This window comes from Lysobacter soli (assembly GCF_009755585.1).
Classification (GTDB): domain Bacteria; phylum Pseudomonadota; class Gammaproteobacteria; order Xanthomonadales; family Xanthomonadaceae; genus Lysobacter_J; species Lysobacter_J soli.
The window spans coordinates 2,347,163-2,372,140 of sequence record NZ_CP046603.1 but is presented as its reverse complement, the minus strand read 5'-3'; the positions used below and the strand labels follow the sequence as shown (position 1 = coordinate 2,372,140).

Here is a 24,978-nt window from a genome sequence, read left to right as displayed (position 1 = left end):
GCGGCTGCGGGTCGCGCTCAGGTGCGCGGCCCGCGTTCCTCGCGCGGCTTGGCCTTGCGATCGCGCAGCAGTGCGCTGACCACCAGCGCCAGGCCCAGCGCGGTGGCGACCAGGAACAGCACCAGCGCCAGCCATTCGTAGCGGTTCGCCGTGCCCGGGCCGCTGCCGCGCAACAGCATCGCCGAGGCGAGGATCAGTGCGGCGACGACCACGCCGGCCGCGATGCGGTTGGCGATCTTCTGCAGGTTCTCCATCAGCCGCGATTCCTGCAGCCCGGTAATGCGCACCTGCAGGCGGTTCTCCGCCAGCAGCGACAGTGCCGAGGACAGCTTGCGGGGCGCGTCCTGCACCAGGGCCTGCAAATCGATCGCTTCGACCGCCAGCGCCGGCATCGAGAGCGAACGCTTGATCTGCGCGGTGATCATCGACGGCATATGGCTTTCGATGACCTTCTGCACGTTCAACTGCGGCGCGAGCAGCCGGCACACGCCTTCCAGGTGGAGCAGCGTGCGGCCGAGCAGGCTCAGTTCCGGCGGCGTGCGCAGGCCGCACATCGCGCCGATGCGCGTGAGGTCGAGCATCAGCCGGCCTTCGGAATGATCCTTCAGGCCGGCGTGCGCGGCGTAGCGTGCGATGAGCTGGCCGGATTCGCGCAGGTAGCGCTCCTCGTCGAAGGTCTCCAGCCGCGTGCCGAGCGCGATGACCTCGTCCGCCGCATCGTCGCCGCGGCCTTCCACCGCGGAGAACATCAGTTTCAGCAGGCGCGTGCGCTGGCGCGGTGGCACGTGCACGACCATGCCGAGGTCGATCACCGCCAGTCGTCCGTCGTCGGTCAGCAGCAGGTTGCCGGGGTGCGGATCGGCGTGGATCTCGCCATGCACGAACATCTGGTCGAGGTAACCGCGCAGCAGCGATTCGCACAACCGTTCCAGCGAATCCGGCCGCATGCGCGAGAGCACGTTCGCGTCGAGCGGATCGCCGTTGACCAGGTCCATCACCAGCACGCGCGTGCGCGTGAGCGGCCACACCGGGCGCGGGATCAGCAGGTCCGGGTAGGCGGCGAGGTGTTCGGAGAAGCGCTCCAGGTTGGCCGCTTCCAGCGTGTAGTCGAGTTCGCCCACCAGCGCCTTGCGGAACTCATGCACCCAGTCGGAAAAGCGCACGCGCTGTCCGAGCCCCGTGGTGTGGTCGACGCCGGTGGCGATGGAGTCGAGCACGGAAAGGTCCTGCTTCACTTCCTCGGCGACGCCGGGACGCTGCACCTTGACGGCGACCGGCCTGCCGTCGAGCAGGCGCGCGCGATGCACCTGCGCGAGCGACGCGCTGCCCAGCGGCGCGGGATCGAACCACGCGAAGATTTCTTCGATCGGACGCTCCAGCGCGCATTCGACCTGCGTGCGAATCGCGTCGAATTCGACCGGCGTGACCTGGCTCTGCATGCGCGTGAGCGCGGCAAGATACGGCGGCGGCACGAGATCGGTGCGCGTGGACAACGCCTGGCCCAGCTTGATGAACGTCGGGCCCAGGGCTTCGAGATCCTTCACGAACTGCTCCGGCCGCTGGTCGGAAACGTCGACATCGCCGGCGATCTGCGCCGACGAGCGCAGGTCGAGGCCGGTGAACACGCCCGTGCCGCGGTAGCGCATCAGGAAGCGCAGGATGCGGCCGGTGCGGGCCAGGCCCGTCGATTGCGTGCTCAAGGCGTCGGCGCGCACGGGGCGCGGGATGGGCGAGAGCGAGGGCGCGGGCAGGGCATCGCGCATGCGTTCGTGCTCCGTGGTGCAGTTGGAAGGCTGGGCGTGTTCCGCGCCGGCGCCCGCGTGCTTGCGCGTTGCGTCGCGCGCGATGAACGGACTCCAGAATAGGTCGCCACCGCTAAGGCGCCGTGAGGCCGATGCGCGCATTGCTTCACGCGCTGCATTCGTGCGCGCTGCGACATCAGTCCGCCTTGTCGCGCTTGTCGTCTCCCGGGATGCGCCGTTCGATCCAGTTGATGGCCGTGAGGATCAACAGCGTCAGCGCGGTCGAAAGGCCGGCGAGCAGGTGGTAGCGGAAGCCGCACATCACGCCGATCACCGCAACCATCAGGATGGTGGCGGCGGTGGTGATGCCCACGACGACCTGCGAGCCGCGGCGCGCGAAGATCGTGCCTGCGCCGATGAAGGACACGCCGGCGATGACCGCTTCGACCAGTCGCAACGGGTCGATGGTGAGGCGCAGTTCGCTGTCGAGCCGGTGGTCGATGATCACCAGCTGACCGAGCCCGACCAGGAGCGCGGCGGCGCCGCCGACCAGCATGTGCGTGCGGAAGCCGGCCGGTCTGTTCTTCAATTCGCGTTCGAAGCCGATCACGCCGCCAAGCAGCATGGCGATCGCGGCGTCGCGCACAACGAGCAGCTGGAGCGTCCAGTCCATGCCGACACGTTGGTTCTGCCGATGTGTAGGGATCGTCACGGTGCCGCTAGCGGCCACACACGCGCCGCTCACGACCGCGTTCCTACCATCCGGCGCACCTTAGACGGAGAGAGGAGGAGACACGAAATGGGCATCATCATCTGGTTGATCGTGGGCGGTATCGTCGGTTGGCTCGCCAGCCTCATCATGCGTCGCGATGCGCAGCAGGGCATCATCCTCAACATCGTCGTGGGCATCGTGGGTGCCTTCATCGGCGGCTGGCTCGGCAGCGTGCTGGGCATCGGCGGCGGCGACATCAACGACGGCAACTTCAGCATCGCAGGACTGCTGCTGTCGCTGCTCGGCGCGGTGGTGTTGCTGGCGATCGTGAATCTGTTCACGCGCGGGCGCGCCCGCTGATCTTCCACGCAACGGTCGCATGAAGCACAAGCGGTTCCGCTTCGGACCGGGATTCCGTGTCGCGTTCGACGTACGCAAGGTGCAGGCGGCCGAAATGGTCATTGCGCCGGGCGACAGCGAAGGCGGCCCGGACAACCGGCACCGCGGCGCCGACCAATGGCTTTATGTCGTATCCGGGACGGGGCTGGCGATCGTCGAAGGACGTCGCCAGCCCCTGAAGGCCGGCAGCCTGCTGGTGGTCGAGCGCGGCGAACGCCATGAAATCCGCAACACCGGGCGCACGCGCCTGAAGACGGTCAACTTCTACTACCCGCCGGCGTACGACCGCGAGGAAGAACCGCTGCCTGCCGGTCGCAAGTAGGCCTCCGTCCGGTTACATACGCGAAGTCATGATCGCCGCGCGTACCATCGTGCGAGCGTCTCGGGCAGGTGTTCGCCCACGTCGACGCCAAGCGCGCGATGCGCGTCCAGCACGTCAAGGACTTGCTGCCGCAGCGCGTGCAACATCGGCAATTGGTCCAGGTGCGCTGGCTCGCCTTCCACGCGCTCGAGCACGCCCGTTCCCCAGGAGAACAACGCCGGCGCGCGTGCCTGCATCTGCGCCTCAAGCCACGCGCGCAACGGCACGTGCACGGTGTGGCCGCGCTCGGCAAGGCGGTCGACGGCCTCTGCCAAGATGGGATATGCGCCGCGATACCACTCGGTATGACCCGCGGCCTGGATCCGCACGGTAAGCGGCGCAGGCGCGCTGTATTCGGCCAGTGCATGGCCGAGCTCCAGTTCGAGCCGGCGCGAGTCGCGCACGGTTTCGGTGTCCACCAGCAGCGCACGGTCGAGGTCGAAGAACTCGAAGAACCGCGGATGCAGCGCCTGCATGCGCTCCAGTGGCTGCCGCGAGAAGCCGAGCTTCAGCAGGTCCTCGTACGCGCACGGCAGCACGTAAAGATGGCACGCGCCTTCGCTTACGCCGCGCGTGCGTTCGGGGTCGCTGGTCCGCAGGAACGCCATGCCGGCCATCATCGCCGATGGCATGTGAGACGCGTCATCGCGACGCGACCTTGATGCACTCCTCCGGATGCTGGCGGCATGGCGAAATCCCGCAAGGTGCCGCGACGACCGAAGGCGAGCGGCGAGGGCGTGCTGAAGAGCGGCGTCTTGAAGAATGGCGTGCCGAAGAACGACGCGTACGTGGCCGCGGCCAGCGACGGCGGGCTGGTCTATGTGAGCGATGGCGAGCCCGGGCTGCGGCGGATGCGCTCAGGCAAGGGCTTCCGGTACATCGACGCGGAGGGGCGCACTGTGCGCGACGCCGACACGCTGGCGCGCATCCGCTCGCTGGCGATCCCGCCGGCGTATCGCGACGTGTGGATCTGCCGTCGCGCGAACGGGCATCTGCAGGCCTGCGGGCGGGATGCGCGCGGACGCAAGCAGTACCGTTACCACCCGCGCTGGCAGGAAGTCCGCGACTCGCGCAAGTTTGATCGCATCGTCGCGTTCGCTGCCGCGCTGCCGAACCTGCGGCGCACGTTGCGTCGCGATCTGGCGCGCGAAGGGCTCGGCCGCGAGAAGGTGCTGGCGATCGTCGTGTCGGTGCTGGCCGACACGCTGGTGCGCATCGGCAACACCGAATACGCGCGCGGCAACCGTTCGTACGGCCTCACGACCCTGCGCAACCGCCACGTCGAGTTCCTGCGCGGTGGCCGCGCGCACCTGCGCTTCCGCGGCAAGAGCGGGCTGGAGCACGACATCGTGCTCGACGATGCGCGCCTCACGAAACTCATGCGGCGCTGCCAGCAGCTGCCGGGGCAGGCGCTGTTCCAGTACCTCGACGACGACGGGCAGCAGCAGCCGGTCGATTCGGGCATGGTCAACGACTACCTGCGCGAGGCCATGGGGGCGGACTTCACCGCGAAGGATTTCCGCACCTGGGGCGGCACGCTGGTGGCGATCCGGCTACTGGCCGAACGCGAGGTGCCGCGGCGCGAGGACGGCGAGATCAAGGTCACCGCGGTACCGGCGGTACGAAACGAGGTCATCAAGGAAGTCGCGCAACTGCTCGGCAACACGCCGGCGGTATGCCGCAAGTCGTACATCGACCCGACGGTGTTCGAGTGCTGGGAAGACGGCCGCCTGCAGCGCGCCGTGGCCGGCGCCCGCGGCGAGCGCCAATGGGAACAGGCCGCGCTGCGCCTGTTGCGGCGCAGCCGGCGGGAAAGCAGGACGTAGGCGGGCGATCAGGCCGGCTCGTCTTCGTGCGTCGCGGCGGCGTCAGGGAGCGCGATCGAACTGAGGTCGTGCCCTGTCAGCCGGGCGATCAGCTCGATGCCCTTCTGCGTCGGCTCCCAGCGTTCGCCCTCGAACACCGCGAGCCCCTTGCCGGCCAGGCGCTGCATCGTGGCCGTCTCCATCAATGCGTGCTCCCACCGGAACCGCGTCTTGTTGCGCAACGCCAGCAGGGCGAAACGCTCGGTCTGGGTCAGCTCGGTGCCGGTGAGTCGACGGGCCTGGCGCATGGGCGTCCCGGAGGGCGGAGGGCCTTCCAGCTTTCCGCAACGGTCGTTTGCGGGCCCATCAGACGAGTCCGAATTGGGGCGTGCGCGCTGGCGAAGCGGGCAGGGCGTCACGCCACGCACCCCGCACCACGGTCACCGCACGCTTGAACGCCTGCAAACCCCGCGTCCTGCAGGCCTTGTCGTCGCGGGCTTCGCCCCTATACTGGACGGGTCAGCATCAGCTGTCCCCGGGGGTGCACTGGCTTCGACGGGGGTTGCGAAATCGCTTGGCGCATGCCGAGGGGGTAGCTTTCCTCGTAAATCCAGCTGCAAACTTCTAGTTGCCAACGACGACAACTACGCTCTGGCCGCTTAAGGCCTAAGCCCCGAAACTGCTTGTGTCCGTGCTCGCAGCGTAGGGTCATCATCACGGAATCGCCGGGGACGGTTGCCTGTCAGTCCCTGGTCAACCCAAAACAGGCTGGTTCCGGGATGCGCTTTGCATACCGTGCTGTTCCGGGACGAGATCCAACGGTGAGCTAAGCATGTAGTGCCGGGGATGGAGTGCCTTCGGACGGGGGTTCAATTCCCCCCACCTCCACCATACCAGTGCAGAAAAGCCCGCTTCGGCGGGCTTTTTTGTGTCTGCGACATCGGCACCGGCGCGTGCGTCAGGTTTCCTCGAGCAGTTGGATCAGCGCGCGTTGCTTCTTGCGCGGCAGCTTGCGCACCAGCCCGACCAGGCGGACCTCTTCGGCGTTGTCGTACTTGGTGGGCGTCTCGCGCACGGACTCGGCCAGCTCCATCGTGCCGCGGCCGGTGGACAGCCAGTCGGAATTGACCTTCATCTGCACGGCCATCGCGGTGAGGCGTTCGCTCGCCGGCTTCGAAAGACCCACGGCCCACTTGCGGGCGGATTCGCGGCTGACCTCGAAGTACTCGGCGAGCGCCGCCGTGCGATGGCGGCCCTTCACGATGCCGGCGTAATCCCAGGCCTGGTGCAGCCGTTTTGAGAATTCCTTGTGCGGTTTTTGCGGCATTTCCGTGCGCTCGAATAAGGGAAATCCGACACCCACACGAGGAGTGTGAGACGTCGCAATTTATTGTTGCGCAGCGTCTGCGAAAAGCACGCATCTTCAGGTTGTTGAATGTGGCAACTGGCGGTGGTATCCATTTGCGCCATGACTATCGAAATGGACGTCGCGGCCAATCCGGTCGAGCGATACGTTGAATGTTTCAACTCCTGCGGCGCGGCCGCGCAGGCGGCCGGCATCAGCACCGAAATGCTGCGCCGAATGCGCAAGCGCGGCTACGTAACCACTAGAAAACGTGCACTTATCATGGCCAGGGCATGCAGCTTCCGCGTGGATGCGATCGAGCTGCTCGCACTGTCCGGCGTGCGACGTTCGCCGCGCGGGCCACGCACGTGACGAGGCGCGTGAGCGCTAACCAACGCGGGGCGGGTCCACCCGGCTGAATGCGAAAAATTCTCGGCCCTGTATGCTTGGGGAATGAGCCCCGAGGCCGTTCGCGAAGACCGCACGCCCGACCTGTCCGAGCTGTCGCCGCGCCGCGGGTACCTGCTCGCGCTCATCGTGCTCGTCGGCTCGCTGCTGCTGGTCTTCACCGCGTGGCGGGCGGCGCGCGAACGCGAGCTGCGGTCGGCCGAGGCGGAGTTCATCAGCAAGACCGCCGAAGTCACCGAGCTGCTGCGCCAAGGCATGACCAAGTACGAATTGGTCGCGCGCGGTGGCGTGTCGATGTTCGCGTCGGTCACCCGCCCGCGACCGTCGCCGGCGCAGTGGCAGGCGTACGTGGACGGAATGGACCTGCAGCGGCGCTTCCCGGGCATGGTCGGCCTGGGATTCGCCGAATTCGTCCCCGCCACGCGCTTGGCCGACCTGCAGCTGGAATGGCGTGACGCCGGCCACGGCCTGCTCGAAATCTGGCCGCGCGGGCAGCGCCGCGACTACGGGCCCATCCTCTATCTGGAACCGAAGACGCCCGCGAACGTGGGCGCGATCGGCTTCGACATGTACTCCGAGCCGGTGCGCCAGGCGGCGATGGTGCAGGCGATGGAAACCGGCAACGCGACGCTGTCCGGACCGGTGCACCTCATCCAGGACGGCTCGCTGCGCAGCACCGGCATCCTGCTGTACCTGCCGGTATATCGCGGCGGCGGGCGGCCGGCGACGCTGGCGAACCGTCGCGCCGACATGCAGGGCTGGGTGTACGTGCCCGTGCGCATGGCAGGTTTCGTGCGCAATGCGCTGGGCGCGCTGCGCAACGACAGCCAGTTCCGCGTGATCGACGTGTCCGCCGGCGAGCGCCTGCTCTACGCGACGTACGCGCCGGCCGATCGCCCGCCGCCGGCGTTCCGGCACAGCAGCGCGTTCGAACTCTACGGCCGCCACTGGCGCGTGGACTTCGAATCGCCGCCCGTGGCACAGGCCGCACCGCGATTGCAGGGCCTGCAGAACCTGCTGGCGCTCGGCCTGTTCTCGTCGCTGCTGCTGTACGCGATCGCGTGGATGCTCGCGCGCACCGAAGCGCAGGCGTACCGCATCGCCGTGCGCATGACCGAGGACTATCGCCGGAGCGAGCTGCGCTTCCGCAGCGCGATGCGGTATTCGGCGATCGGCAAAGCGCTGCTGGACAGCGAGGGCCATATCGTCGAGGCCAATCCGGCGCTGGCGAACATCGTCGGGCTGACGCCCGAGGCGCTGGTGGGCAAGCGCTTCGACACGCTGTTCGAAAGCGACGAGCCGGAGCTGATCGCCTACGGCCACGGCACCACCGACGCGCAGGGCGTGCATCGCGCGACACGACGGCTGCACCGCGAAGGCGGCGACCCGCGCCAGGCCCAGCTGACCTACGCGCCGGTGCCGGGCAACGTCGGCCAGGACATCGTCGGACTGGTGCAGGTGGAGGACGTGACCGAGCGTCTTCGCGCCGAGGCGCGGGTGCACGCGCTCAACCGCACGCTGGAAGCGCGCGTCGCGCTGCGCACCCGCGAATTGAGCCAAGCCAACCAGGAGTTGGAGGCCTTCGCATACAGCGTCTCACACGACCTGCGCGCGCCGCTGCGTGCGATCGACGGCTTCAGCCGGATCCTGATCGAGCGGCACTCGGCGGGAATGGACGAGAACGGCCGCGGTTACCTGGTGCGCGTGCGGCGTGCGGCCGGCCGCATGGGCGAGCTGATCGACGCGCTGCTCAAGATGTCGCGCGTCAGCCGCAGCGAACTGCGGCTGGAACGGGTCGACCTGAGCCGCCTCGCCGGCGAGGTGATCGAGGAGCTGCGCGTGAGCGACAGCCGGCGCCAGGTCGAGGTGGACATCCAGCCGGAGCTGTTCGTGATCGGCGACGCGCCGCTGCTGCGCAACCTGCTCGGCAATCTGCTGGGCAACGCGTGGAAGTTCACGCGCGATCGGCTCGATGCGCGGATCGAGTTCGGCGCGGTCATGGGTGATCAGGGGCTGGAGTACTTCGTCCGTGACAACGGCGCGGGCTTCTCTCAGGCCTACGTGGACAAGCTGTTCCGTCCGTTCCAGCGGCTGCACCACAACGACGACTTCGCCGGCCACGGCATCGGCCTGGCGTCGGTGAAGCGCATCGTCGAGCGCCACGGCGGGACTATCCGCGCCGAGGGCGAAGTGGGGAAGGGCGCAACGTTCTGGTTCACGCTGCCGCGGGAGAAGCTGGCGGAGTGACGGTCGCTGGAGGAACAACGCAGCGCCGTTGAGAAGCAGTCATCCCCGCGCAGGCGGGGATCCAACCGTCCGACCCGGCACGCTCACCGCTGGACAAGGACGGTGAACGTGGATTCCCGCCTGTGCGGGAATGACGGAATGGGTCGTCAAGCGTCCTTGTTGTGCCTGCGCATCACGCGCTGCTTCTCGCGCTGCCAGTCGCGTTCCTTGCTCGCCTCGCGCTTGTCGTGCGCCTGCTTGCCCTTGGCGAGCGCGATCTCGGCCTTGACCTTGTTGCCCTTCCAGTAGAGCGCGGTGGGCACCAGGGTGTAGCCGTCGCGCTGCACGCGGCCGATCAGGTTGTCGATTTCGGCACGATGCAGCAGCAGCTTGCGCGAGCGGCGGTCGTCGGCCACGACATGGGTCGAGGCGGAGATCAGCGGCGTGATCTGCGCGCCGATCAGGAAGATCTCGCTGTGCAGGACCACCGCGTAGGCGTCGCCGATGTTGGCGCGTCCGGCGCGGATCGCCTTCAGCTCCCAGCCCTGCAGGGACAGGCCGGCCTCGAACTTCTCCTCGAGGCTGTACTCGTGGCGGGCGCGCTTGTTCAGCGCGATGGTGCCGCCGCCAGCGCCCTTTCCCTTATCCTTGCCGGTCTTCTTGTTGGAATTCTTGGACATCGCGCCATTGTCCCCGAAAGCGGGGCCTGCGCGCGACTTCATCGCTTCAGGATCGCCGCCGCATGCAGACCATCCGCCGTTCCGCCCTCGTCGAACACTCCGCCGCGCGCATGTACGCGCTGGTGAACGACGTGGCCGCCTACTCGCGCCGCTTCGGGTGGTGCGAGGGCTCGCAGGTGCTGGAGGAGGGCGTGAACGAGGACGGCACCGGGCGCATGGTGGCGCGGCTGGACATCGGCTTCGGCGCGCTGCGCACCTGGTTCACCACCGAGAACACCACCTGCGCGCCGCACCACATCGACCTGAAACTGGTCGACGGCCCGTTCCAGAGCCTGGGCGGGCGCTGGGAGTTCCACGCGCTGGACGAGTCCGCCTGCAAGGTGACGCTGACGCTGAACTTCGAGCCGAAGGTGAAGCTGCTCGGCCCGGCGATGGCGGTGGGGTTCCAGAGCCTGGCCGATCGCATGGTCGACGACTTCGTGCGCGTGGCCGACCGGGGCGAAGAGGCGTGAAGGTCGAGATCGTCCGCGCCTGGTCGCGGCGCTTTGAGTCGGTGTGGGTCGAGTTGCCCGCCGATGCGACGGTCGCGCAGGCGTTGGCGGCCTCCGGCTGGAAGGACGATGCAGACATCGTGGCCTGTGCCGTATTTGGCGTTCGCGCCGATGGCGAGACCGTGTTGCACGAAGGCGATCGCGTCGAACTGCTGCGGCCCCTGGTGGCCGATCCGAAGGATGCGAGGCGCCGGCGCGCCGAGTCGACCAAAACAAAACCCCGGCCATGAGCCGGGGTTTTCGTTTGCGCCGCGGAAGCGACGCGCTGCAGGAGCGAAGGTCGGATCAGCGGCCCTTCTTGCCCTTTTCCTTCGGCAGGTTGCGGCCGAACTGCTTGACCGTCTGGCGGGCGAGCTGTTCGTCCTGCTCGGGGAAGTAGTCGCCTTCCCACTTCACGACGGCGTCGTTCTCGAACCACACCGTGAGGTTCTTCTGCTCGGTGGTGCCGCGGCGGTTGGTGCGCTGCGTGGCGGTGTAATCCCAGCGATCGTGATGGAAGGGGTCGTCGATCGACGGCGTGCCGAGGAGCAGGGTGACCTGCTGCTTGCTCATGCCGGTCTGGAGCTGGTCGACGTTGGCCTTTTCCAGCAGGTTGCCCTGGTAGATCGGCTGCTTGTAGAGGATGCCGCAGCCGCTGGTGACCAAGGCAATGGAGAGGACCAGCAGGAGCTTGTGCATGTGCTTCGGCATCGGTGTCTGCGACAGGCGGATAACGCGGCGATGATACACTGCCGGGCGCATCCACCAAGCGCGGAGTCGGGCCGTCCACCTTCGGGGTCGGCCGTGTTCATCCGCCGTTCCGGCGCCACCGGTCGCGCCGCATCGTTGAGGGACCATCATGGAATCGCAAGAACTCCGCAAGGCCGGACTCAAGGTCACCCATCCGCGCCTGCGGATCCTGGAACTGCTCGAGCAGGCCAAGCCGCGGCACATGACCGCCGAGGACATCTACCGCCACCTGCTGGAACACGGCGAGGACATCGGCTTGGCGACGGTGTACCGCGTGCTCACGCAGTTCGAGGCCGCCGGCCTGGTGCTCAAGCACAACTTCGAGGCCGGGCAGTCGGTGTACGAACTCGATCGCGGCCATCACCACGACCACATGGTCGACATCGACAGCGGCAAGATCATCGAGTTCGAAAGCCCGGAGATCGAAGAGCTGCAGCGCAAGGTCGCGGCCAAGCACGGCTACGAGATCGAGGAGCACTCGCTGGTGCTCTACGTGCGCAGGAAGAAGGGCGCGCCGGCGGTCTGACCTGCCGGGTTCCGCGAACGAAAAAGCCCGCCGATGGCGGGCTTTTTTTGTGGGCGATGAGCGCCGTTACACCACGTCGGCCAGCAACCGCTTCGCGGCCGCGCGCGCCTCGCGCGTGAGTTCGACGCCGCCGAGCATGCGCGCCAGTTCCTCCTCGCGCTCCTTCGCCTTGAGCAACTGCACCGCGCTCTGCGTGACGCCTTCGCTCTTGGCCTTGCTCACGCGGTAATGCGCATGGCCCTGCGCGGCAACCTGCGGCAGGTGGGTGACGCACAGCACCTGGCGGCTCGCTCCAAGCGCGCGCAGCTTCTGGCCGACGATCTCCGCCACGGCGCCACCGATGCCGGTATCGACCTCGTCGAAGACCATCGTCGCCACGGTATCGAGCCCCAGCGCCGCGACCTCGATCGCCAGCGAGATGCGCGACAGTTCGCCGCCCGACGCCACCTTGCGCAGCGGACGCGCCGGCTGCCCCGGGTTCGCCGCCACCATGAATTCCACGCGCTCGGCGCCCTGCGGATCGGGGCGTTCGGATTCGAGCGGCTCCAGCTCGACGTCGAAGCGTCCGCCGCCCATGCCGAGTTCGCCGATCAGCGCGCTCGTGCTCGACGCCAGGTTCGCCGCGGCCTCGCGGCGACGTGCGCTCAACACCTGCGCGACCTCACGCCACGCGGTGCGGGCCGTTTCGATCTCGCCATCGAGTTTTGCCAGTCGCACGCCTGCGCCGCGCAGGGCGTCCAGTTCGGTCGCGATGGCGTCGCGATGCGAGGCGAGTTGTTCTGGCGTGACGCGGTGCTTGCGCGCCAGCTCGTGCAGGCGGCCAAGGCGGTGTTCGAGCGCGTCGAAGGCCGACGGGTCCAGGTCCAGGTCGCTGCGCACGCGGTCGAGCAGGGCGAGCGCTTCGTCGATCTGGATGGTCGCCGCATCGAGCATGCCGTCGACTTCGGAAAGCCGCGGCTCGTGCTCGGCGACACGTGCAAGATCCGATCGCACGTGCTGGAGCGTGCGCGAAAGCGACGGACCGTCTTCGCCGCCGAGTTGCGCGAAGGCGCCGTCGCAGGCGGCGATCAGCCCCGCGGCGTGCGCGTGACGACGGTGGTCGGACAGCAGGCGCGCGATGGCCTCGGGCGCGAGCTCCTCGCGATCGAGCTCGGCGTGCTGGTGTTCGAGCCAGTCGATGCGGTCGGAGACGTCGCCCTGCGCGAGCAGCGTTTCGCGCTCGGCAAGCAACGCGCTCCAGCGGGCCGCGGCGGCTTCGACCGCCCGACGTTCGGCATCGGTGCGGCCGAACGCGTCGAGCAGCGCGAGCTGGCTCGGGCGCGAGAGGAGCGCCTGGTGTTCGTGCTGGCCGTGGATCTCCACCAGCAGCGCGGCCAGCTCGCCGAGCTGCCCCAGCGTGACCGGGCGGCCGTTGACCCAGGCGCGAGAGCCGCCGTCGGCGCGGATGACGCGACGGATCTGGCAGGCGTCGTCCTCGTCCAGCTCGTGCTCGCGCAGCCACGCGGCGGCGAGCGGCACATCGTCGAGGGTGAATTCGGCCGCCAGCTCGGCGCGATCGGCGCCGTGGCGCACGACGCCGCTGTCGGCGCGCAGGCCGGAGATCAGGCCGAGCGCGTCGACCAGCAGCGACTTGCCCGCGCCGGTTTCGCCGGAGATGACGGTCAGGCCGGGACCGAAGGCCAGTTCGGCTTCGGTGACGACGGCGAATTGCTTGAGGGACAGGTGGACGAGCATCGGAGCGCGATTGTGCCCTGTGTGGGTTGCGGCTTGATAGCGGTGGGGCGTCTCACGGGTGGAGATCGCGACCGGGGTTCCGCTTCGTGCGCTGACGCCGCCTGCGGCTCCGGGCGGAGGACTCCGTGCGTCCCGACTTGCGCCCCGTACCCAGCCGTCATATATCGCCGACATGAGCCGCAAACCCGCCGATCCCAGCCTCGACCCGCGCGCACGCCAGTTGTTGCGCACCCTGATCGGCCGCTACATCCGCAGCGGCGAGCCGATCGGGTCGCAGACGCTGGCGCGCCACGCGGGGCTGGACGTCAGCCCGGCGACGATCCGCAACATCCTCGCCGACCTGGAAGACGCCGGGCTGCTCAGCGCCCCGCATTCCTCGGCCGGGCGCGTGCCGACGCCGCAGGGCTACCGGCTCTTCGTCGACTCGCTGCTGCAGGTGCGGCCGTTGCCGGAGACCGATGTCGCGCGTCTTCGCGGCGAGCTGCCGGCGGGGTCGGGGACGCAAGCGCTGCTGGGCAGCGCGTCGGAGCTGCTGTCGGCGATGACCCATTTCGTCGGCGTGGTCAGCGTGCCCAAGCGCGAGCAGTTCGCCTTCCGGCGCATCGACTTCGTGCCGCTGGATGGCTCGCGCGTGCTGGCGATCCTGGTCTTCGCCGACAACGAGGTGCAGAACCGCATCGTGCTCACGCGCCGGCCGTTCGATGCCGGCGAACTGGAGCGCGTGGCGAACTACCTCAACGCGCATTTCGCCGGGCGCACGGTGGCCGACATCCGCGCCACGCTGGTGCGCGAGCTGCGCAGCGCGCAGGACGAGATGCAGCTGCTGCTGGCGCAGTCGGTCGAACTGGCCGAGCAGGCGCTGGCGCCGGGCGGCGACGACATGGTGCTGGCCGGCCAGACCCGCCTGATGGGCGTGCAGGAGCTGGCCGACCTGGACCGCCTGCGCGACCTGTTCGACACCTTCTCGCGCAAGCGGGAGATCCTCCAGCTGCTCGAACGCACCGTGCAGGCGCCGGGCGTGCGCATTTTCATCGGCGAGGAAACCGGGCTGGCTCCGCTCGAAGGCATGTCGCTGGTGACCGCGCCGTACGTGGCCTCCGGCTCGGGGACGGTGCTGGGCGTGCTGGGCGTCATCGGCCCCACGCGCATGGCCTACGACCGCGTGATTCCGGTCGTCCAGGCCGCGGCGGACGCGCTCGGTGCCGCGCTGAACCCGGACTCGTAACGGGTCACGCGTATCCCGTGGAGGAGGTCGCTGGCCGGCATCCGCCGGCGCGCTCGTGTTGGACATTGCCGTCTTGAATCCGGCAGGGGCGGGCCCCATTGCTGCCCTGACGCGCCTGTGAGCGCGGCTGCAAGACCTTGAATTCCAGCATGTTTGAGCGCCCATGGCGCAGGGATGGAGCACCGCATGACCGCTAGCACGCCTTCCGGCGAACCCAACCAGACCGCCGAAGCAGCCCCCAACACCGAGACCCCCGACGCGCTCGCCGCGCAGCTCGAAGGCCTCCAGGCCGAGCTGACCCAGTTGCGCGAGGAGACGCTGCGCGAGCGCGCCGAGCTGGAAAACCAGCGCAAGCGCATGGCGCGCGACGTCGACATGGCGCGCAAGTTCGCCAACGAACGCCTGCTCGCCGAGCTGCTGCCGGTGATCGACAGCCTCGAAGCCGGCCTGGCCGTGCAGGCCGATACCGCCGCCCACCTGCGCGAGGGCATGGAGCTGACGCTGCGCCAGTTGCTGAAGGTGGTGTCGGAGAACGGCCTGACCATGGTCGACCCGGTCGGCCAGCCGTTCGACCCCGAACGCCACCAGGCCATGAGCATGGTCGATCCCGCCGGCCACGCGCCGGGCGACGTCGTGCAGGTCTACCAGAAGGGCTGGGTGCTGAACGATCGCCTCCTGCGCCCGGCGCTGGTCGTGGTGGCCAGGCACGACTGACGCCTTGAAGCGGGGCCGCGAGCCCCCCAGATAACGCACATCGGCGGCACGTGGCCGCCATCAACCTTCAAGCAGGCGGCCTCGCGCCGCCGCACAGTCAAAAGATCAGAGAGGGAGCAACACCATGGGCAAGATCATCGGTATCGACCTGGGCACGACCAATTCGTGCGTGGCGATCATGGAAGGCGGCAAGCCGCGCGTCATCGAGAACGCGGAAGGCGATCGCACCACGCCGTCCATCGTCGCCTTCACCAAGGACGGCGAAGTCCTCGTCGGCGCCAGCGCCAAGCGCCAGGCCGTCACCAATCCGAAGAACACCTTCTTCGCCGTCAAGCGCCTCATCGGCCGCAAGTTCACCGACGCCGAAGTCCAGAAGGACATCGGCCTGGTGCCGTACAAGATCACCCAGCACGAGAACGGCGATGCCTGGGTCGAGACCTCCGACGGCAAGAAGATGGCCCCGCAGCAGATCTCGGCCGAAGTGCTGGCCAAGATGAAGAAGACCGCCGAGGCCTACCTCGGCGAGACCGTCACCGAAGCCGTCATCACGGTGCCGGCGTACTTCAACGACAGCCAGCGCCAGGCGACCAAGGACGCCGGCAAGATCGCGGGCCTGGACGTCAAGCGCATCATCAACGAGCCGACCGCGGCCGCGCTGGCGTACGGCATGGACAAGAAGGGCGGCGACCGCAAGGTCGCGGTCTACGATCTCGGCGGCGGCACGTTCGACGTGTCGATCATCGAGATCGCCTCGGTCGACGGCGAAATGCAGGTGGAAGTGCTGTCCACCAACGGCGACACGTTCCTGGGCGGCGAAGACTTCGACAAGCGCGTCATCGACTACCTCGTCGAGGAATTCCAGAAGGACCAGGGCATCGACCTGCGCAAGGATCCGCTGGCCCTGCAGCGCCTGAAGGACGCCGCCGAGCGCGCCAAGATCGAACTGTCCAGCGCGCAGCAGACCGAAGTGAACCTGCCGTACGTGACGGCCGACGCCTCGGGCCCGAAGCACCTGAACATCAAGCTGACCCGCGCCAAGCTCGAGGCGCTGGTCGACGACCTGGTCAAGCGCACGATCGAACCGTGCCGCATCGCGCTGAATGACGCGGGCCTGCGCGCCAGCGAGATCAGCGAGGTGATCCTGGTCGGCGGCCAGACCCGCATGCCGAAGGTGCAGTCGGCCGTGGCCGAGTTCTTCGGCAAGGAGCCGCGCAAGGACGTCAACCCCGACGAAGCCGTGGCGCTGGGCGCCGCGATCCAGGGCGGCGTGCTGGCCGGCGACGTCAAGGACGTCCTGCTGCTCGACGTGACCCCGCTGTCGCTGGGCATCGAAACCCTGGGCGGCGTCTTCACCAAGATCATCGAGAAGAACACCACCATCCCGACCAAGGCCTCGCAGGTGTTCTCCACCGCCGAGGACAACCAGTCGGCTGTGACCGTGCACGTGCTGCAGGGTGAGCGCGAGCAGGCCCGCTACAACAAGTCGCTGGCCCGCTTCGACCTGACCGGCATCGAGCCGGCGCCGCGCGGCATGCCGCAGGTGGAGGTGTCCTTCGACATCGACGCCAACGGCATCCTGCACGTGTCGGCCAAGGACAAGAAGACCAACAAGGAACAGAAGGTCGAGATCAAGGCCGGTTCGGGCCTGTCCGAGGAAGAGATCGCGAAGATGGTCTCCGACGCGGAAGCCCATCGCGAGGAAGACCAGAAGTTCCACGAGCTGGTGCAGGCCCGCAATCACGCCGACGCGCTGATCCACACCGCGCGCAGCGCCATCAAGGACAACGGCGACAAGGTGGCCGGCGACGTCATCGGTCGCACCGAAGGCGCGATCGCCGAGCTCGAAACCGCGATGCGCGGCGACGACAAGGGCCAGATCGAGGCCAAGTCCAAGGCGCTGGAAGAGGCCGCGCAGTCGCTGTTCGCGGCGGCGTCGGCCGCTGGCCAGCCGGGCGGTCCGGACGCCGGTGCCGGCCCGTCGGGCGGCGCCAAGTCCGACGACGTGGTCGACGCCGAGTTCACCGAAGTCAAGGACGACAAGAAGTAAAGCCGGGATTCGGGAATGGGGATTCGGGATTCGGAAAAGCAGTTTCCGTGCCCGGATCCCTTTCCTGTGTCTGAGCCGCCGTTGTTTTCACGAGTCCCGAATCACGAATCCCGAATCGCTCCATGAGCAAACGCGACTACTACGAAGTGCTGGGCGTGGCCCGCGACGCCAGCGACGAAGACCTGAAGAAGGCCTATCGCCGCTGCGCGATGAAGTTCCATCCGGACCGCAACCCCGGCGATGCCGCCGCGGAAGCTTCGTTCAAGGAGTGCAAGGAAGCCTACGAAGTCCTGTCCGACGGCAACCGCCGGCGCGCCTACGACCAGCACGGCCATGCCGCCTTCGAGCACGGCATGGGCGGTGGTGGCGGCCAGGGTTACGCCGACATGGGCGACATCTTTGGCGACATCTTCGGCAACATCTTCGGTGGCGGCGCCCAGCGCGGTCCGCGTCGCGGCGCCGACATCGGCTACGTGATGGAGCTGTCGCTCGAGGAAGCCGTCTTCGGCGCCGAGAAGACCATCGAGATCCCGACGCTCGACGAATGCGAAACCTGCGATGGCTCGGGTTCGGCCGACGGCAAGACCGAAACCTGCCAGACCTGCCATGGCCGCGGCCAGGTGCGTTTCCAGCGCGGCATCTTCTCGATGCAGCAGGCCTGCCCGCATTGCGGCGGTCGCGGCAAGACGATTCCCAACCCGTGCGCCGACTGCAACGGCCAGGGCCGTGTCGAACGCACCAAGACGCTGCAGGTGAAGATCCCCGCCGGCGTCGACAACGGCGATCGCATCCGCCTGGCGGGCGAGGGCGAAGCCGGCCCGGCCGGTTCGCCGCCGGGCGACCTGTACGTCGACGTGCGCGTCCGCGAGCACGAGATCTTCCAGCGCGACGGCGACGACCTGCACTGCGAAGTGCCGGTGCGCATCGGCCAGGCGGCGCTCGGCGACACGATTCGCGTGCCCACGCTGGAAGGCGAAGTCGAACTGCGCATTCCCGCCGAAACGCAGACCGGAAAGCTGTTCCGCCTGCGCGACCGCGGCGTGAAGTCGGTCCGCAGCCGCAAGCCGGGCGACCTGTATTGCCGCGCCGTCGTGGAAACGCCGGTCAACCTCACCGCCGAGCAGCGCGAACTGCTGGAGAAGTTCGAAGCGACCTTCGCCGGCGATGGCGCGCGTCGTCATTCGCCGCGTGCGTCGACCTTCCTCGATGGCGTGAAGGGCTTCTGGGATCGGATGACGTCCTGACGCTCGCACGGATCGAAACACCTGAAAGCCGCGGCATCGTCCGCGGCTTTCTTGTATCTGGAAGTCAGTGCCTGTCGCTCCGGATGACATGGCGAATGTCACGCATGATGCCCGGACGCTTGTCGCCACGCAGACCCGCCTTCAGACTGCCCGCATGAGCGATCACACTTCTCCGCAGACCCGAATCCTCGTCCACGGCGCATCCGGCCGCATGGGGCAGGCGCTGCTGCGTCTGGCGTCCGAACGCGACGACGTCGTGGTTGTCGCCGCCGTGCAGCGTTCGCAACCGGCGCAGCGCGTCGTGGACGGCGTGGCGCATTTCGCCGCGTCCGAACTGCATGGCGCACCGGCGTTCGACGTCGCCATCGATTTCAGCCTGCCGCAGGGCTTCGATCCCATCCTTGCACTGTGCGAGGAGCGCGGTGCGGCGCTGGTATCGGGCACCACGGGCCTGGAAGCGCCGCAGCTGTCCGCGATGGAATCCGCATCGCAGCGCATCCCGCTGCTGTGGGCGGCGAACTTCAGCCTGGGCGTGGCGATCCTGAGCGAACTGGTCGAACGCGCCGCCCAGGCGCTGCCGGGCTGGGATTGCGACATCGTCGAATCGCACCACGTGCACAAGAAGGACGCGCCCTCGGGCACCGCGCTGGCGCTGGGCGCGAGTGCGGAGCTGGGCGGGGCGTCGCCTCGCTACGCCTCGCTCCGGGCCGGCGACATCGTCGGCGAGCATCTGGTGCAGTTCACCGCGCCGGGCGAGCGGATCGAACTGGTCCATCGCGCCACCAACCGCGACATCTTTGCCCGCGGCGCGCTCCACGCGGCCGCGAAGCTCGCCGGACGCGCGCCGGGCCGCTACCGGCTGCGCGATCTGCTTGCCTGAACGCGGCAGGCGTAATCGGGCCGATTGCCCGATTCGATGCACATGACGCTGGCGTTACCCGGCCCGGGCCGCTAGAATTCCGGCTCGCCTGAACCCCTTCCGTCGGACCGGTCCCGCACCGCGTCCGCGCTTTGCTGCAGCCCGGATTTATTGGCGACTGCGCGACGGGAAGGGTCAGCACCCCCCGGCAGCCAAGGCGATCCCCGTGACCCAACCCGCAATCCTCGCACTCGAAGACGGCACCCTCTTCGAGGGCGTTTCCGTAGGCGCGCCCGGCCTTTCCGTCGGCGAAGTCGTCTTCAACACGGCCATCACCGGCTACCAGGAAATCGTCACCGACCCGTCGTATGCGCGTCAGCTGGTGACCCTGACGTACCCGCACATCGGCAACACCGGCTGCACCGACCAGGATGACGAAGCCGCTCGCTGCTTCGCCTCGGGCCTGATCGTGCGCAACGTGCCGCGCCGTCCCAGCAACTGGCGCAGCCAGGTCTCGCTGCCGGAATGGCTCAACGCCCGAGGCATCGTCGCCATCTCCGACATCGACACCCGCAAGCTCACGCGCATCCTGCGCGAGAAGGGCGCGCAGAACGGCGCACTGATGGCGGGCGAGATCGATGTCGACAAGGCCTTCGAGGCCGCGCGCAAGTTCCCGGGCCTGAAGGGCATGGACCTGGCGAAGGAAGTCAGCGTGCGCGAGTCGTACGAATGGACCGACGGCCAGCTCGACCTGGACAACAACGCGTTCGTTCGCGCCGAGCCGAAGTTCCACGTCGTCGCGTACGACTACGGCGTCAAGTTCAACATCCTGCGCATGCTCGCCGAGCGCGGCTGCAAGCTCACGGTGGTTCCGGCACAGACGCCGGCATCGGACGTGTTCGCGCTCAAGCCCGACGGCGTGTTCCTGTCCAACGGCCCGGGCGACCCGGCGCCGTGCGATTACGCGATCGCGGCGATCAAGGAGTTCATCTCCGCGAAGATCCCGACCTTCGGCATCTGCCTCGGCCACCAGCTCCTGGCGCTCGCCGCCGGCGCGCAGACGGTGAAGATGGGACACGGCCACCATGGCGCGAACCATCCGGTGCAGGACCTCGACACGGGCCGGGTGATGATCACCTCGCAGAACCACGGCTTCGCGGTCGACGAAGCGACGCTGCCGGCCAACGTGCGCGTGATCCACCGCTCGCTCTTCGACGGCACCAACCAGGGCATCGAGCTCACCGATGCACCGGCGTTCTCCTTCCAGGGTCACCCGGAAGCGAGCCCCGGTCCGCACGACGTGGCGCCGCTGTTCGACCGGTTCGTGACCATGATGCAGCAGGCCAAGTGAGCCACGCGGCCACCAAGCCCGCCCGCAAGCGCCACTGGCGCAGGTTGTTCGTTGTTGCGGTCGTGCTGGGCGCCTACCCGGCGTTCGTGATGGTGGCTACGTACTCGCAGTTCTTCGCCGCCGGATTGCCCGGCGGTCGCAACGGCCCGGCCGATGCGTACCGCCACTCGCTCGCCAGCGCCATCGTCGCCTACACCTCGTCGCCGCGCTGCGTCGACCTGGTCACGGCAGTGATGGAACGCGGCGGGCAGGGCAACGCGGCGCGTGCGATGGATGCGCACAACAACCGGCTCGGCGCGCGCATCGGCGCGGCCGCCGACAGCTGGACCGCCATGCAGCAGGCCGTGCTTGCTGCCGTGAACGAAGGCGCGATCGACGCCCGATCGCCCGACCAGATCACCTGGCTCGCGCCCCACGCGTGGCAGGAACGACTTTACTGAGGACCCCCATGCCCAAGCGCACCGACATCAAAACCGTCCTGATCATCGGCGCCGGCCCGATCGTGATCGGCCAGGCCTGCGAGTTCGACTACTCCGGCGCGCAGGCGTGCAAGGCGCTGCGCGACGAGGGCTATCGCGTGGTGCTGGTCAACAGCAACCCGGCCACGATCATGACCGACCCGAACATGGCCGACGCCGTGTACATCGAGCCGATCAACTGGCAGACGGTCGAGAAGATCATCGCGAAGGAAAAGCCCGACGCGCTGCTGCCGACGATGGGCGGCCAGACCGCGCTCAACTGCGCGCTGGACCTCGCCGACAACGGCGTGCTCGAGAAGTACAACGTCGAGCTGATCGGCGCCTCGCGCGAAGCCATCCGCATGGCCGAGGACCGCGAGCTGTTCCGCGTCGCGATGGCCGAGATCGGACTGGAATGCCCGAAGGCCGAAGTCGCCCGCAACTTTGAGCAGGCGATCGAGATCCAGGCGAAGGTCGGCTACCCGACCATCATCCGCCCCTCGTTCACGCTCGGCGGCACCGGCGGCGGCATCGCCTACAACAAGGAAGAGTTCGAGGAGATCGCCAAGCGCGGCCTGGAACTCTCGCCCGTGCACGAAATCCTCGTCGAGGAATCGGTGCTGGGCTGGAAGGAATTCGAGATGGAAGTGGTCCGCGACAAGGCGGACAACTGCATCATCGTCTGCTCGATCGAGAATTTCGACGCGATGGGCGTGCACACCGGCGACTCGATCACCGTCGCACCGGCGCAAACGCTCACCGACAAGGAATACCAGCGCCTGCGCGATGCCTCCATCGCCGTGCTGCGCAAGATCGGCGTGGACACCGGCGGCTCGAACGTGCAGTTCGGCATCAACGCCAAGAACGGCCGCGTCGTCGTCATCGAAATGAACCCGCGCGTGTCGCGCTCCTCGGCACTGGCGTCGAAGGCGACGGGCTTCCCGATCGCCAAGGTCGCCGCGAAGCTCGCCGTTGGCTACACGCTGGACGAACTGAAGAACGAGATCACCGGTGGCCTCACGCCGGCGTCGTTCGAGCCGAGCATCGACTACGTCGTCACCAAGATCCCGCGCTTCGCGTTCGAGAAGTTCCCGCAGGCCGACGCGCGCCTGACCACGCAGATGAAGTCCGTCGGCGAAGTGATGGCGATGGGCCGCACGTTCCAGGAATCGCTGCAGAAGGCGCTGCGCGGACTGGAAACCGGCAAGGTCGGCCTCGACCCGACGGGCCTGGATCTGGGCAGCGAAGACGATCTGACGAAGCTGCGTCGCGAACTCAAGGAGCCGGGTCCGGAGCGCATGTTCCACATCGGCGACGCGTTCCGCGCCGGCATGAGCGTGGAAGACGTGCACGCGCTGTCGTTCGTCGACCCGTGGTTCCTCGACCAGATCGAGGAACTCATCGCCGCCGAGCAGGATGTCGCCGCGGCCGGCCTGTCGTCGCTCGACAAGACGCGCATGCGCGAACTCAAGCGCATGGGCTTCTCGGATGCGCGCATCGCGCAGCTGACCGGCACCGACGAAACCGCCGTGCGCACGCTGCGCCGCGCGTTCGGCGTGCGTCCGGTGTACAAGCGCGTGGACTCGTGCGCGGCGGAGTTCGCCACGACCACGGCGTACATGTACTCGACCTATGAAGACGAGTGCGAAGCCGAGCCGACCAACCGCAACAAGATCATCGTGCTCGGCGGCGGCCCGAACCGCATCGGCCAGGGCATCGAGTTCGACTACTGCTGCGTGCACGCGGCGCTGGCGCTGCGCGAGGACGGGTTCGAGACCATCATGGTCAACTGCAACCCGGAAACCGTCTCGACCGACTACGACACCTCCGACCGCCTGTACTTCGAGCCGCTGACGCTGGAAGACGTGCTGGAAATCTGCGATCTGGAGAAGCCCAAGGGCGTGATCGTGCAGTACGGCGGCCAGACGCCGCTGAAGCTGGCGCGCGCGCTGGAAGCCAACGGCGTGCCGATCATCGGCACCTCGCCGGACAGCATCGACCTGGCCGAGGACCGCGAGCGCTTCCAGAAGCTGGTGCAGGACCTGGGCCTGGCGCAGCCGCTGAACCGCACCGCGCGCAATCCGGAGGAAGCCATCGTGCTCGCCTCGCAGATCGGCTACCCGCTGGTCGTGCGCCCGAGCTACGTGCTGGGCGGCCGCGCGATGGAAATCGTCCACGCCGACGCCGACCTCCATCGCTACATGCGCGATGCGGTGAAGGTGTCGAACGACTCGCCGGTGCTGCTGGACCGCTTCCTCGACAACGCGGTGGAAGTCGACGTCGACGTCATCGCAGACAAGGACGGCAACGTGCTCGTGGGCGGCGTGATGGAGCACATTGAGGAAGCCGGCGTGCACTCGGGCGACTCGTCGTGCTCGCTGCCGCCGTATTCGCTGAGCGCGGCCGTGCAGGACAAGCTGCGCGAGCAGGTCGTCGCGCTGGCCAAGTCGCTGAAGGTCGTGGGCCTGATGAACACGCAGTTCGCGATCACCTTCGACGATGAAGGCCGCGAAACCATCTACCTGATCGAAGTGAACCCGCGTGCCTCGCGCACCGTGCCGTTCGTGTCCAAGGCCACCGGCATGGCGCTGGCGAAGATCGCCGCGCGCTGCATGGTCGGCAAGACGCTGGCCGAGCAGGGCGCCGTGAAGGAGATCGTGCCGGAGTACTACTCGGTCAAGGAAGCGATCTTCCCGTTCGCCAAGTTCCAGGGCGTCGATCCGATCCTCGGGCCGGAAATGCGTTCTACGGGCGAAGTGATGGGCGTCGGCCGCAACTTCGGCGCCGCGATGGCGCGCGCGCAGGAAGCCGGTGGCATCAAGGCGCTGCCGGAAGGCGGCAAGGTGTTCGTGTCGGTTCGCGATCCGGACAAGAAGCGCGTGCTGCCGGTCGCGCAGGACCTGGTCAAGCGCGGCTACACGCTGGTGGCCACCGAAGGCACGCACAGGTTCTTCACCGAGAACGGACTGGTCTGCGAGCGCATCAACAAGGTGACCGAAGGTCGTCCGCACATCGTCGACCTCATCAAGAACGGCGAGATCGCCTACATCGTGAACACGACCGAAGGTCGCCAGGCGATCAACGACTCGTTCTCGATCCGCCGCGAGGCGCTGCAGCATCGCGTGACGTACTCGACCACCGTGTCGGGCGCGCGTGCGCTGGTGAACTCGCTGGAATACCGCGGCACCGGCCCGGTCTGGTCGCTGCAGGAACTGCACGCGGAAGTGCAGGGCGCCTGAGCCCTGCATCGGCCGCCCGGGCCGCGAATCGCGCCCGGGTCGCCGGCGGGGCCGCCGGCGGGTTCACCCCGGCGCCCATCTGATACAGAATCCGCATATCGCCACCGCCGGGCTCCCGCGCCCGGCGCACAGGAAGAACAAGCAATGCGAGCACCCATTACCCTTCAGGGCGCGCAGCGTCTGCGCGCCGAGCTGGAAGAATTGAAGTCGGTCAAGCGCCCGGCGGTGATCAACGCGATCGCCGAAGCGCGCGCGCACGGCGACCTCAAGGAAAACGCCGAGTACCACGCCGCCCGCGAGCAGCAGGGCTTCATCGAAGGCCGCATCAAGCAGCTTGAATCCGAGCTGTCGCACGCGCAGGTCATCGACGTGGCCTCGCTCAATGCCGGCTCGCGCGTCGTCTTCGGCGCGACGGTCGAGCTGGCCGACACCGAGACCGACGAAGAGCGTCGCTACCAGATCGTCGGCGACCTGGAAGCGGACATCAAACTCGGCCTGATCGCCATTTCGTCGCCGGTCGCGCGTGCGCTCATCGGCAAGCACGAAGGCGACACGATCACCATCGACGCGCCCGGTGGCACCCGCGAATACGAGATCGTCGGCGTCAGCTACGCCGGCTGATT

The 24,978-nt window shown here is 67.9% G+C and carries 25 protein-coding genes and 1 other RNA gene; 18 read left to right on the top strand and 8 right to left on the bottom strand.

Features of this window, described 5'->3' with window-relative positions; translation table 11 throughout:
* Positions 1–17 precede the first annotated feature (17 nt).
* Together GOY17_RS10680 and GOY17_RS10675 are read right to left on the bottom strand one after the other, a co-directional pair.
* Positions 18–1,763: an ABC1 kinase family protein gene (locus GOY17_RS10680; protein WP_157030391.1), complete on the bottom strand. Its 1,746-nt coding sequence runs from the start codon at positions 1,761–1,763 to the stop codon at positions 18–20.
* A 175-nt stretch (positions 1,764–1,938) separates the two neighbouring features.
* Positions 1,939–2,415, bottom strand: a complete 477-nt coding sequence (locus tag GOY17_RS10675; RefSeq protein WP_157030390.1) for an MgtC/SapB family protein — start codon at positions 2,413–2,415, stop codon at positions 1,939–1,941.
* A 126-nt stretch (positions 2,416–2,541) separates the two neighbouring features.
* On the opposite strand from GOY17_RS10675, the gene GOY17_RS10670 reads away from it, so the two are divergent.
* On the top strand, positions 2,542–2,814 hold the full coding sequence (locus tag GOY17_RS10670) for a GlsB/YeaQ/YmgE family stress response membrane protein (protein WP_115841554.1): 273 nt from the start codon (positions 2,542–2,544) through the stop codon (positions 2,812–2,814).
* Between the two features lie 19 nt (positions 2,815–2,833).
* Positions 2,834–3,175 carry a cupin domain-containing protein gene (locus GOY17_RS10665; protein ID WP_115841553.1) on the top strand — a complete coding sequence of 114 codons (342 nt, stop codon included), beginning with the start codon at positions 2,834–2,836 and terminating at the stop codon, positions 3,173–3,175.
* Between the two features lie 26 nt (positions 3,176–3,201).
* Here GOY17_RS10665 and GOY17_RS10660 read toward each other — a convergent pair whose 3' ends face one another.
* Complete coding sequence (locus GOY17_RS10660; protein WP_232338405.1) at positions 3,202–3,846, bottom strand: GIY-YIG nuclease family protein; 645 nt, start codon at positions 3,844–3,846, stop codon at positions 3,202–3,204.
* Between the two features lie 54 nt (positions 3,847–3,900).
* On the opposite strand from GOY17_RS10660, the gene GOY17_RS10655 reads away from it, so the two are divergent.
* Complete coding sequence (locus GOY17_RS10655) at positions 3,901–5,040, top strand: DNA topoisomerase IB (protein WP_157030389.1); 1,140 nt, start codon at positions 3,901–3,903, stop codon at positions 5,038–5,040.
* Positions 5,041–5,048: 8 nt separating this feature from the next.
* Here the strand turns inward: GOY17_RS10655 and GOY17_RS10650 are convergent, their stop codons facing one another.
* Positions 5,049–5,327: a hypothetical protein gene (locus GOY17_RS10650; protein ID WP_157030388.1), complete on the bottom strand. Its 279-nt coding sequence runs from the start codon at positions 5,325–5,327 to the stop codon at positions 5,049–5,051.
* 229 nt (positions 5,328–5,556) lie between these two features.
* On the opposite strand from GOY17_RS10650, the gene ssrA reads away from it, so the two are divergent.
* Positions 5,557–5,910: a transfer-messenger RNA gene (gene ssrA, locus GOY17_RS10645) on the top strand.
* Positions 5,911–5,977: 67 nt separating this feature from the next.
* Here the strand turns inward: ssrA and GOY17_RS10640 are convergent.
* Positions 5,978–6,346 (bottom strand): DNA-binding protein, encoded by a 369-nt coding sequence (locus GOY17_RS10640; protein ID WP_115841550.1) that lies wholly within the window; start codon positions 6,344–6,346, stop codon positions 5,978–5,980.
* 108 nt (positions 6,347–6,454) lie between these two features.
* On the opposite strand from GOY17_RS10640, the gene GOY17_RS10635 reads away from it, so the two are divergent.
* Both GOY17_RS10635 and GOY17_RS10630 read left to right on the top strand, forming a co-directional pair.
* Entirely contained in the window at positions 6,455–6,736 is a 282-nt protein-coding gene (locus GOY17_RS10635; RefSeq protein WP_147298568.1) for a hypothetical protein, read from the top strand.
* A gap of 81 nt (positions 6,737–6,817) precedes the next feature.
* Positions 6,818–9,019 (top strand): CHASE domain-containing protein, encoded by a 2,202-nt coding sequence (locus tag GOY17_RS10630; RefSeq protein ID WP_157030387.1) that lies wholly within the window; start codon positions 6,818–6,820, stop codon positions 9,017–9,019.
* A gap of 146 nt (positions 9,020–9,165) precedes the next feature.
* Here the strand turns inward: GOY17_RS10630 and smpB are convergent, their stop codons facing one another.
* A complete protein-coding gene (gene smpB / locus GOY17_RS10625; RefSeq protein ID WP_115841547.1) occupies positions 9,166–9,678 on the bottom strand; it encodes an SsrA-binding protein SmpB in 513 nt (170 codons plus the stop codon).
* A gap of 62 nt (positions 9,679–9,740) precedes the next feature.
* On the opposite strand from smpB, the gene GOY17_RS10620 reads away from it, so the two are divergent.
* The gene (locus GOY17_RS10620) at positions 9,741–10,190 is read left to right on the top strand and encodes a type II toxin-antitoxin system RatA family toxin (RefSeq protein WP_115841546.1); all 450 of its coding nucleotides are present in this window, start codon (positions 9,741–9,743) and stop codon (positions 10,188–10,190) included.
* Entirely contained in the window at positions 10,187–10,459 is a 273-nt protein-coding gene (locus tag GOY17_RS10615) for an RnfH family protein (protein WP_157030386.1), read from the top strand. The genes GOY17_RS10620 and GOY17_RS10615 overlap by 4 nt, the downstream gene beginning before the upstream one ends.
* A gap of 55 nt (positions 10,460–10,514) precedes the next feature.
* Here the strand turns inward: GOY17_RS10615 and GOY17_RS10610 are convergent, their stop codons facing one another.
* Complete coding sequence (locus tag GOY17_RS10610) at positions 10,515–10,907, bottom strand: outer membrane protein assembly factor BamE (RefSeq protein ID WP_115841805.1); 393 nt, start codon at positions 10,905–10,907, stop codon at positions 10,515–10,517.
* Positions 10,908–11,067: 160 nt separating this feature from the next.
* Here GOY17_RS10610 and fur point away from each other — a divergent pair, with 160 nt between their 5' ends.
* Positions 11,068–11,484 carry a ferric iron uptake transcriptional regulator gene (gene fur / locus GOY17_RS10605; protein WP_115841544.1) on the top strand — a complete coding sequence of 139 codons (417 nt, stop codon included), beginning with the start codon at positions 11,068–11,070 and terminating at the stop codon, positions 11,482–11,484.
* A 66-nt stretch (positions 11,485–11,550) separates the two neighbouring features.
* Here fur and recN read toward each other — a convergent pair whose 3' ends face one another.
* Complete coding sequence (gene recN / locus GOY17_RS10600; RefSeq protein ID WP_157030385.1) at positions 11,551–13,218, bottom strand: DNA repair protein RecN; 1,668 nt, start codon at positions 13,216–13,218, stop codon at positions 11,551–11,553.
* A gap of 172 nt (positions 13,219–13,390) precedes the next feature.
* On the opposite strand from recN, the gene hrcA reads away from it, so the two are divergent.
* The 9 genes from hrcA (at position 13,391) to greA (ending at position 24,976) form a co-directional block, all read left to right on the top strand.
* Positions 13,391–14,443 carry a heat-inducible transcriptional repressor HrcA gene (gene hrcA, locus GOY17_RS10595; protein ID WP_115841542.1) on the top strand — a complete coding sequence of 351 codons (1,053 nt, stop codon included), beginning with the start codon at positions 13,391–13,393 and terminating at the stop codon, positions 14,441–14,443.
* A 186-nt stretch (positions 14,444–14,629) separates the two neighbouring features.
* Positions 14,630–15,157 (top strand): nucleotide exchange factor GrpE, encoded by a 528-nt coding sequence (grpE, locus tag GOY17_RS10590; protein ID WP_157030384.1) that lies wholly within the window; start codon positions 14,630–14,632, stop codon positions 15,155–15,157.
* 124 nt (positions 15,158–15,281) lie between these two features.
* Entirely contained in the window at positions 15,282–17,204 is a 1,923-nt protein-coding gene (gene dnaK / locus GOY17_RS10585; protein ID WP_115841541.1) for a molecular chaperone DnaK, read from the top strand.
* A 122-nt stretch (positions 17,205–17,326) separates the two neighbouring features.
* A complete protein-coding gene (gene dnaJ, locus GOY17_RS10580; RefSeq protein WP_115841540.1) occupies positions 17,327–18,448 on the top strand; it encodes a molecular chaperone DnaJ in 1,122 nt (373 codons plus the stop codon).
* Positions 18,449–18,602: 154 nt separating this feature from the next.
* Positions 18,603–19,328, top strand: a complete 726-nt coding sequence (gene dapB / locus GOY17_RS10575; protein WP_157030383.1) for a 4-hydroxy-tetrahydrodipicolinate reductase — start codon at positions 18,603–18,605, stop codon at positions 19,326–19,328.
* 205 nt (positions 19,329–19,533) lie between these two features.
* The gene (gene carA / locus GOY17_RS10570) at positions 19,534–20,658 is read left to right on the top strand and encodes a glutamine-hydrolyzing carbamoyl-phosphate synthase small subunit (RefSeq protein ID WP_157030382.1); all 1,125 of its coding nucleotides are present in this window, start codon (positions 19,534–19,536) and stop codon (positions 20,656–20,658) included.
* The gene (locus tag GOY17_RS10565) at positions 20,655–21,098 is read left to right on the top strand and encodes a DUF6973 domain-containing protein (RefSeq protein WP_157030381.1); all 444 of its coding nucleotides are present in this window, start codon (positions 20,655–20,657) and stop codon (positions 21,096–21,098) included. The genes carA and GOY17_RS10565 overlap by 4 nt, the downstream gene beginning before the upstream one ends.
* Positions 21,099–21,106: 8 nt before the next feature.
* Positions 21,107–24,355, top strand: coding sequence for a carbamoyl-phosphate synthase large subunit (gene carB, locus GOY17_RS10560; RefSeq protein ID WP_157030380.1), 3,249 nt, complete (start codon positions 21,107–21,109; stop codon positions 24,353–24,355).
* A gap of 144 nt (positions 24,356–24,499) precedes the next feature.
* Positions 24,500–24,976 (top strand): transcription elongation factor GreA, encoded by a 477-nt coding sequence (gene greA / locus GOY17_RS10555; RefSeq protein WP_115841535.1) that lies wholly within the window; start codon positions 24,500–24,502, stop codon positions 24,974–24,976.
* Positions 24,977–24,978: the final 2 nt, after the last annotated feature.

What these genes read in the sequence shown, in the direction of transcription:
- GOY17_RS10620 (WP_115841546.1), top strand. Translation starts at nt 9,741, where the DNA reads ATGCAGACCATCCGCCGTTCCGCCCTCGTCGAACACTCCGCCGCGCGC.
- GOY17_RS10655 (WP_157030389.1), top strand. Translation starts at nt 3,901, where the DNA reads ATGGCGAAATCCCGCAAGGTGCCGCGACGACCGAAGGCGAGCGGCGAG.
- dnaK (WP_115841541.1), top strand. Translation starts at nt 15,282, where the DNA reads ATGGGCAAGATCATCGGTATCGACCTGGGCACGACCAATTCGTGCGTG.
- hrcA (WP_115841542.1), top strand. Translation starts at nt 13,391, where the DNA reads ATGAGCCGCAAACCCGCCGATCCCAGCCTCGACCCGCGCGCACGCCAG.
- GOY17_RS10680 (WP_157030391.1), bottom strand. Translation starts at nt 1,763, where the DNA reads ATGCGCGATGCCCTGCCCGCGCCCTCGCTCTCGCCCATCCCGCGCCCC.
- GOY17_RS10630 (WP_157030387.1), top strand. Translation starts at nt 6,818, where the DNA reads ATGAGCCCCGAGGCCGTTCGCGAAGACCGCACGCCCGACCTGTCCGAG.
- GOY17_RS10640 (WP_115841550.1), bottom strand. Translation starts at nt 6,346, where the DNA reads ATGCCGCAAAAACCGCACAAGGAATTCTCAAAACGGCTGCACCAGGCC.
- GOY17_RS10675 (WP_157030390.1), bottom strand. Translation starts at nt 2,415, where the DNA reads ATGGACTGGACGCTCCAGCTGCTCGTTGTGCGCGACGCCGCGATCGCC.
- GOY17_RS10610 (WP_115841805.1), bottom strand. Translation starts at nt 10,907, where the DNA reads ATGCACAAGCTCCTGCTGGTCCTCTCCATTGCCTTGGTCACCAGCGGC.
- GOY17_RS10665 (WP_115841553.1), top strand. Translation starts at nt 2,834, where the DNA reads ATGAAGCACAAGCGGTTCCGCTTCGGACCGGGATTCCGTGTCGCGTTC.
- greA (WP_115841535.1), top strand. Translation starts at nt 24,500, where the DNA reads ATGCGAGCACCCATTACCCTTCAGGGCGCGCAGCGTCTGCGCGCCGAG.
- grpE (WP_157030384.1), top strand. Translation starts at nt 14,630, where the DNA reads ATGACCGCTAGCACGCCTTCCGGCGAACCCAACCAGACCGCCGAAGCA.
- carB (WP_157030380.1), top strand. Translation starts at nt 21,107, where the DNA reads ATGCCCAAGCGCACCGACATCAAAACCGTCCTGATCATCGGCGCCGGC.
- GOY17_RS10650 (WP_157030388.1), bottom strand. Translation starts at nt 5,327, where the DNA reads ATGCGCCAGGCCCGTCGACTCACCGGCACCGAGCTGACCCAGACCGAG.
- GOY17_RS10660 (WP_232338405.1), bottom strand. Translation starts at nt 3,846, where the DNA reads ATGCCATCGGCGATGATGGCCGGCATGGCGTTCCTGCGGACCAGCGAC.
- dapB (WP_157030383.1), top strand. Translation starts at nt 18,603, where the DNA reads ATGAGCGATCACACTTCTCCGCAGACCCGAATCCTCGTCCACGGCGCA.
- GOY17_RS10635 (WP_147298568.1), top strand. Translation starts at nt 6,455, where the DNA reads ATGTGGCAACTGGCGGTGGTATCCATTTGCGCCATGACTATCGAAATG.
- dnaJ (WP_115841540.1), top strand. Translation starts at nt 17,327, where the DNA reads ATGAGCAAACGCGACTACTACGAAGTGCTGGGCGTGGCCCGCGACGCC.
- GOY17_RS10670 (WP_115841554.1), top strand. Translation starts at nt 2,542, where the DNA reads ATGGGCATCATCATCTGGTTGATCGTGGGCGGTATCGTCGGTTGGCTC.
- smpB (WP_115841547.1), bottom strand. Translation starts at nt 9,678, where the DNA reads ATGTCCAAGAATTCCAACAAGAAGACCGGCAAGGATAAGGGAAAGGGC.
- fur (WP_115841544.1), top strand. Translation starts at nt 11,068, where the DNA reads ATGGAATCGCAAGAACTCCGCAAGGCCGGACTCAAGGTCACCCATCCG.
- recN (WP_157030385.1), bottom strand. Translation starts at nt 13,218, where the DNA reads ATGCTCGTCCACCTGTCCCTCAAGCAATTCGCCGTCGTCACCGAAGCC.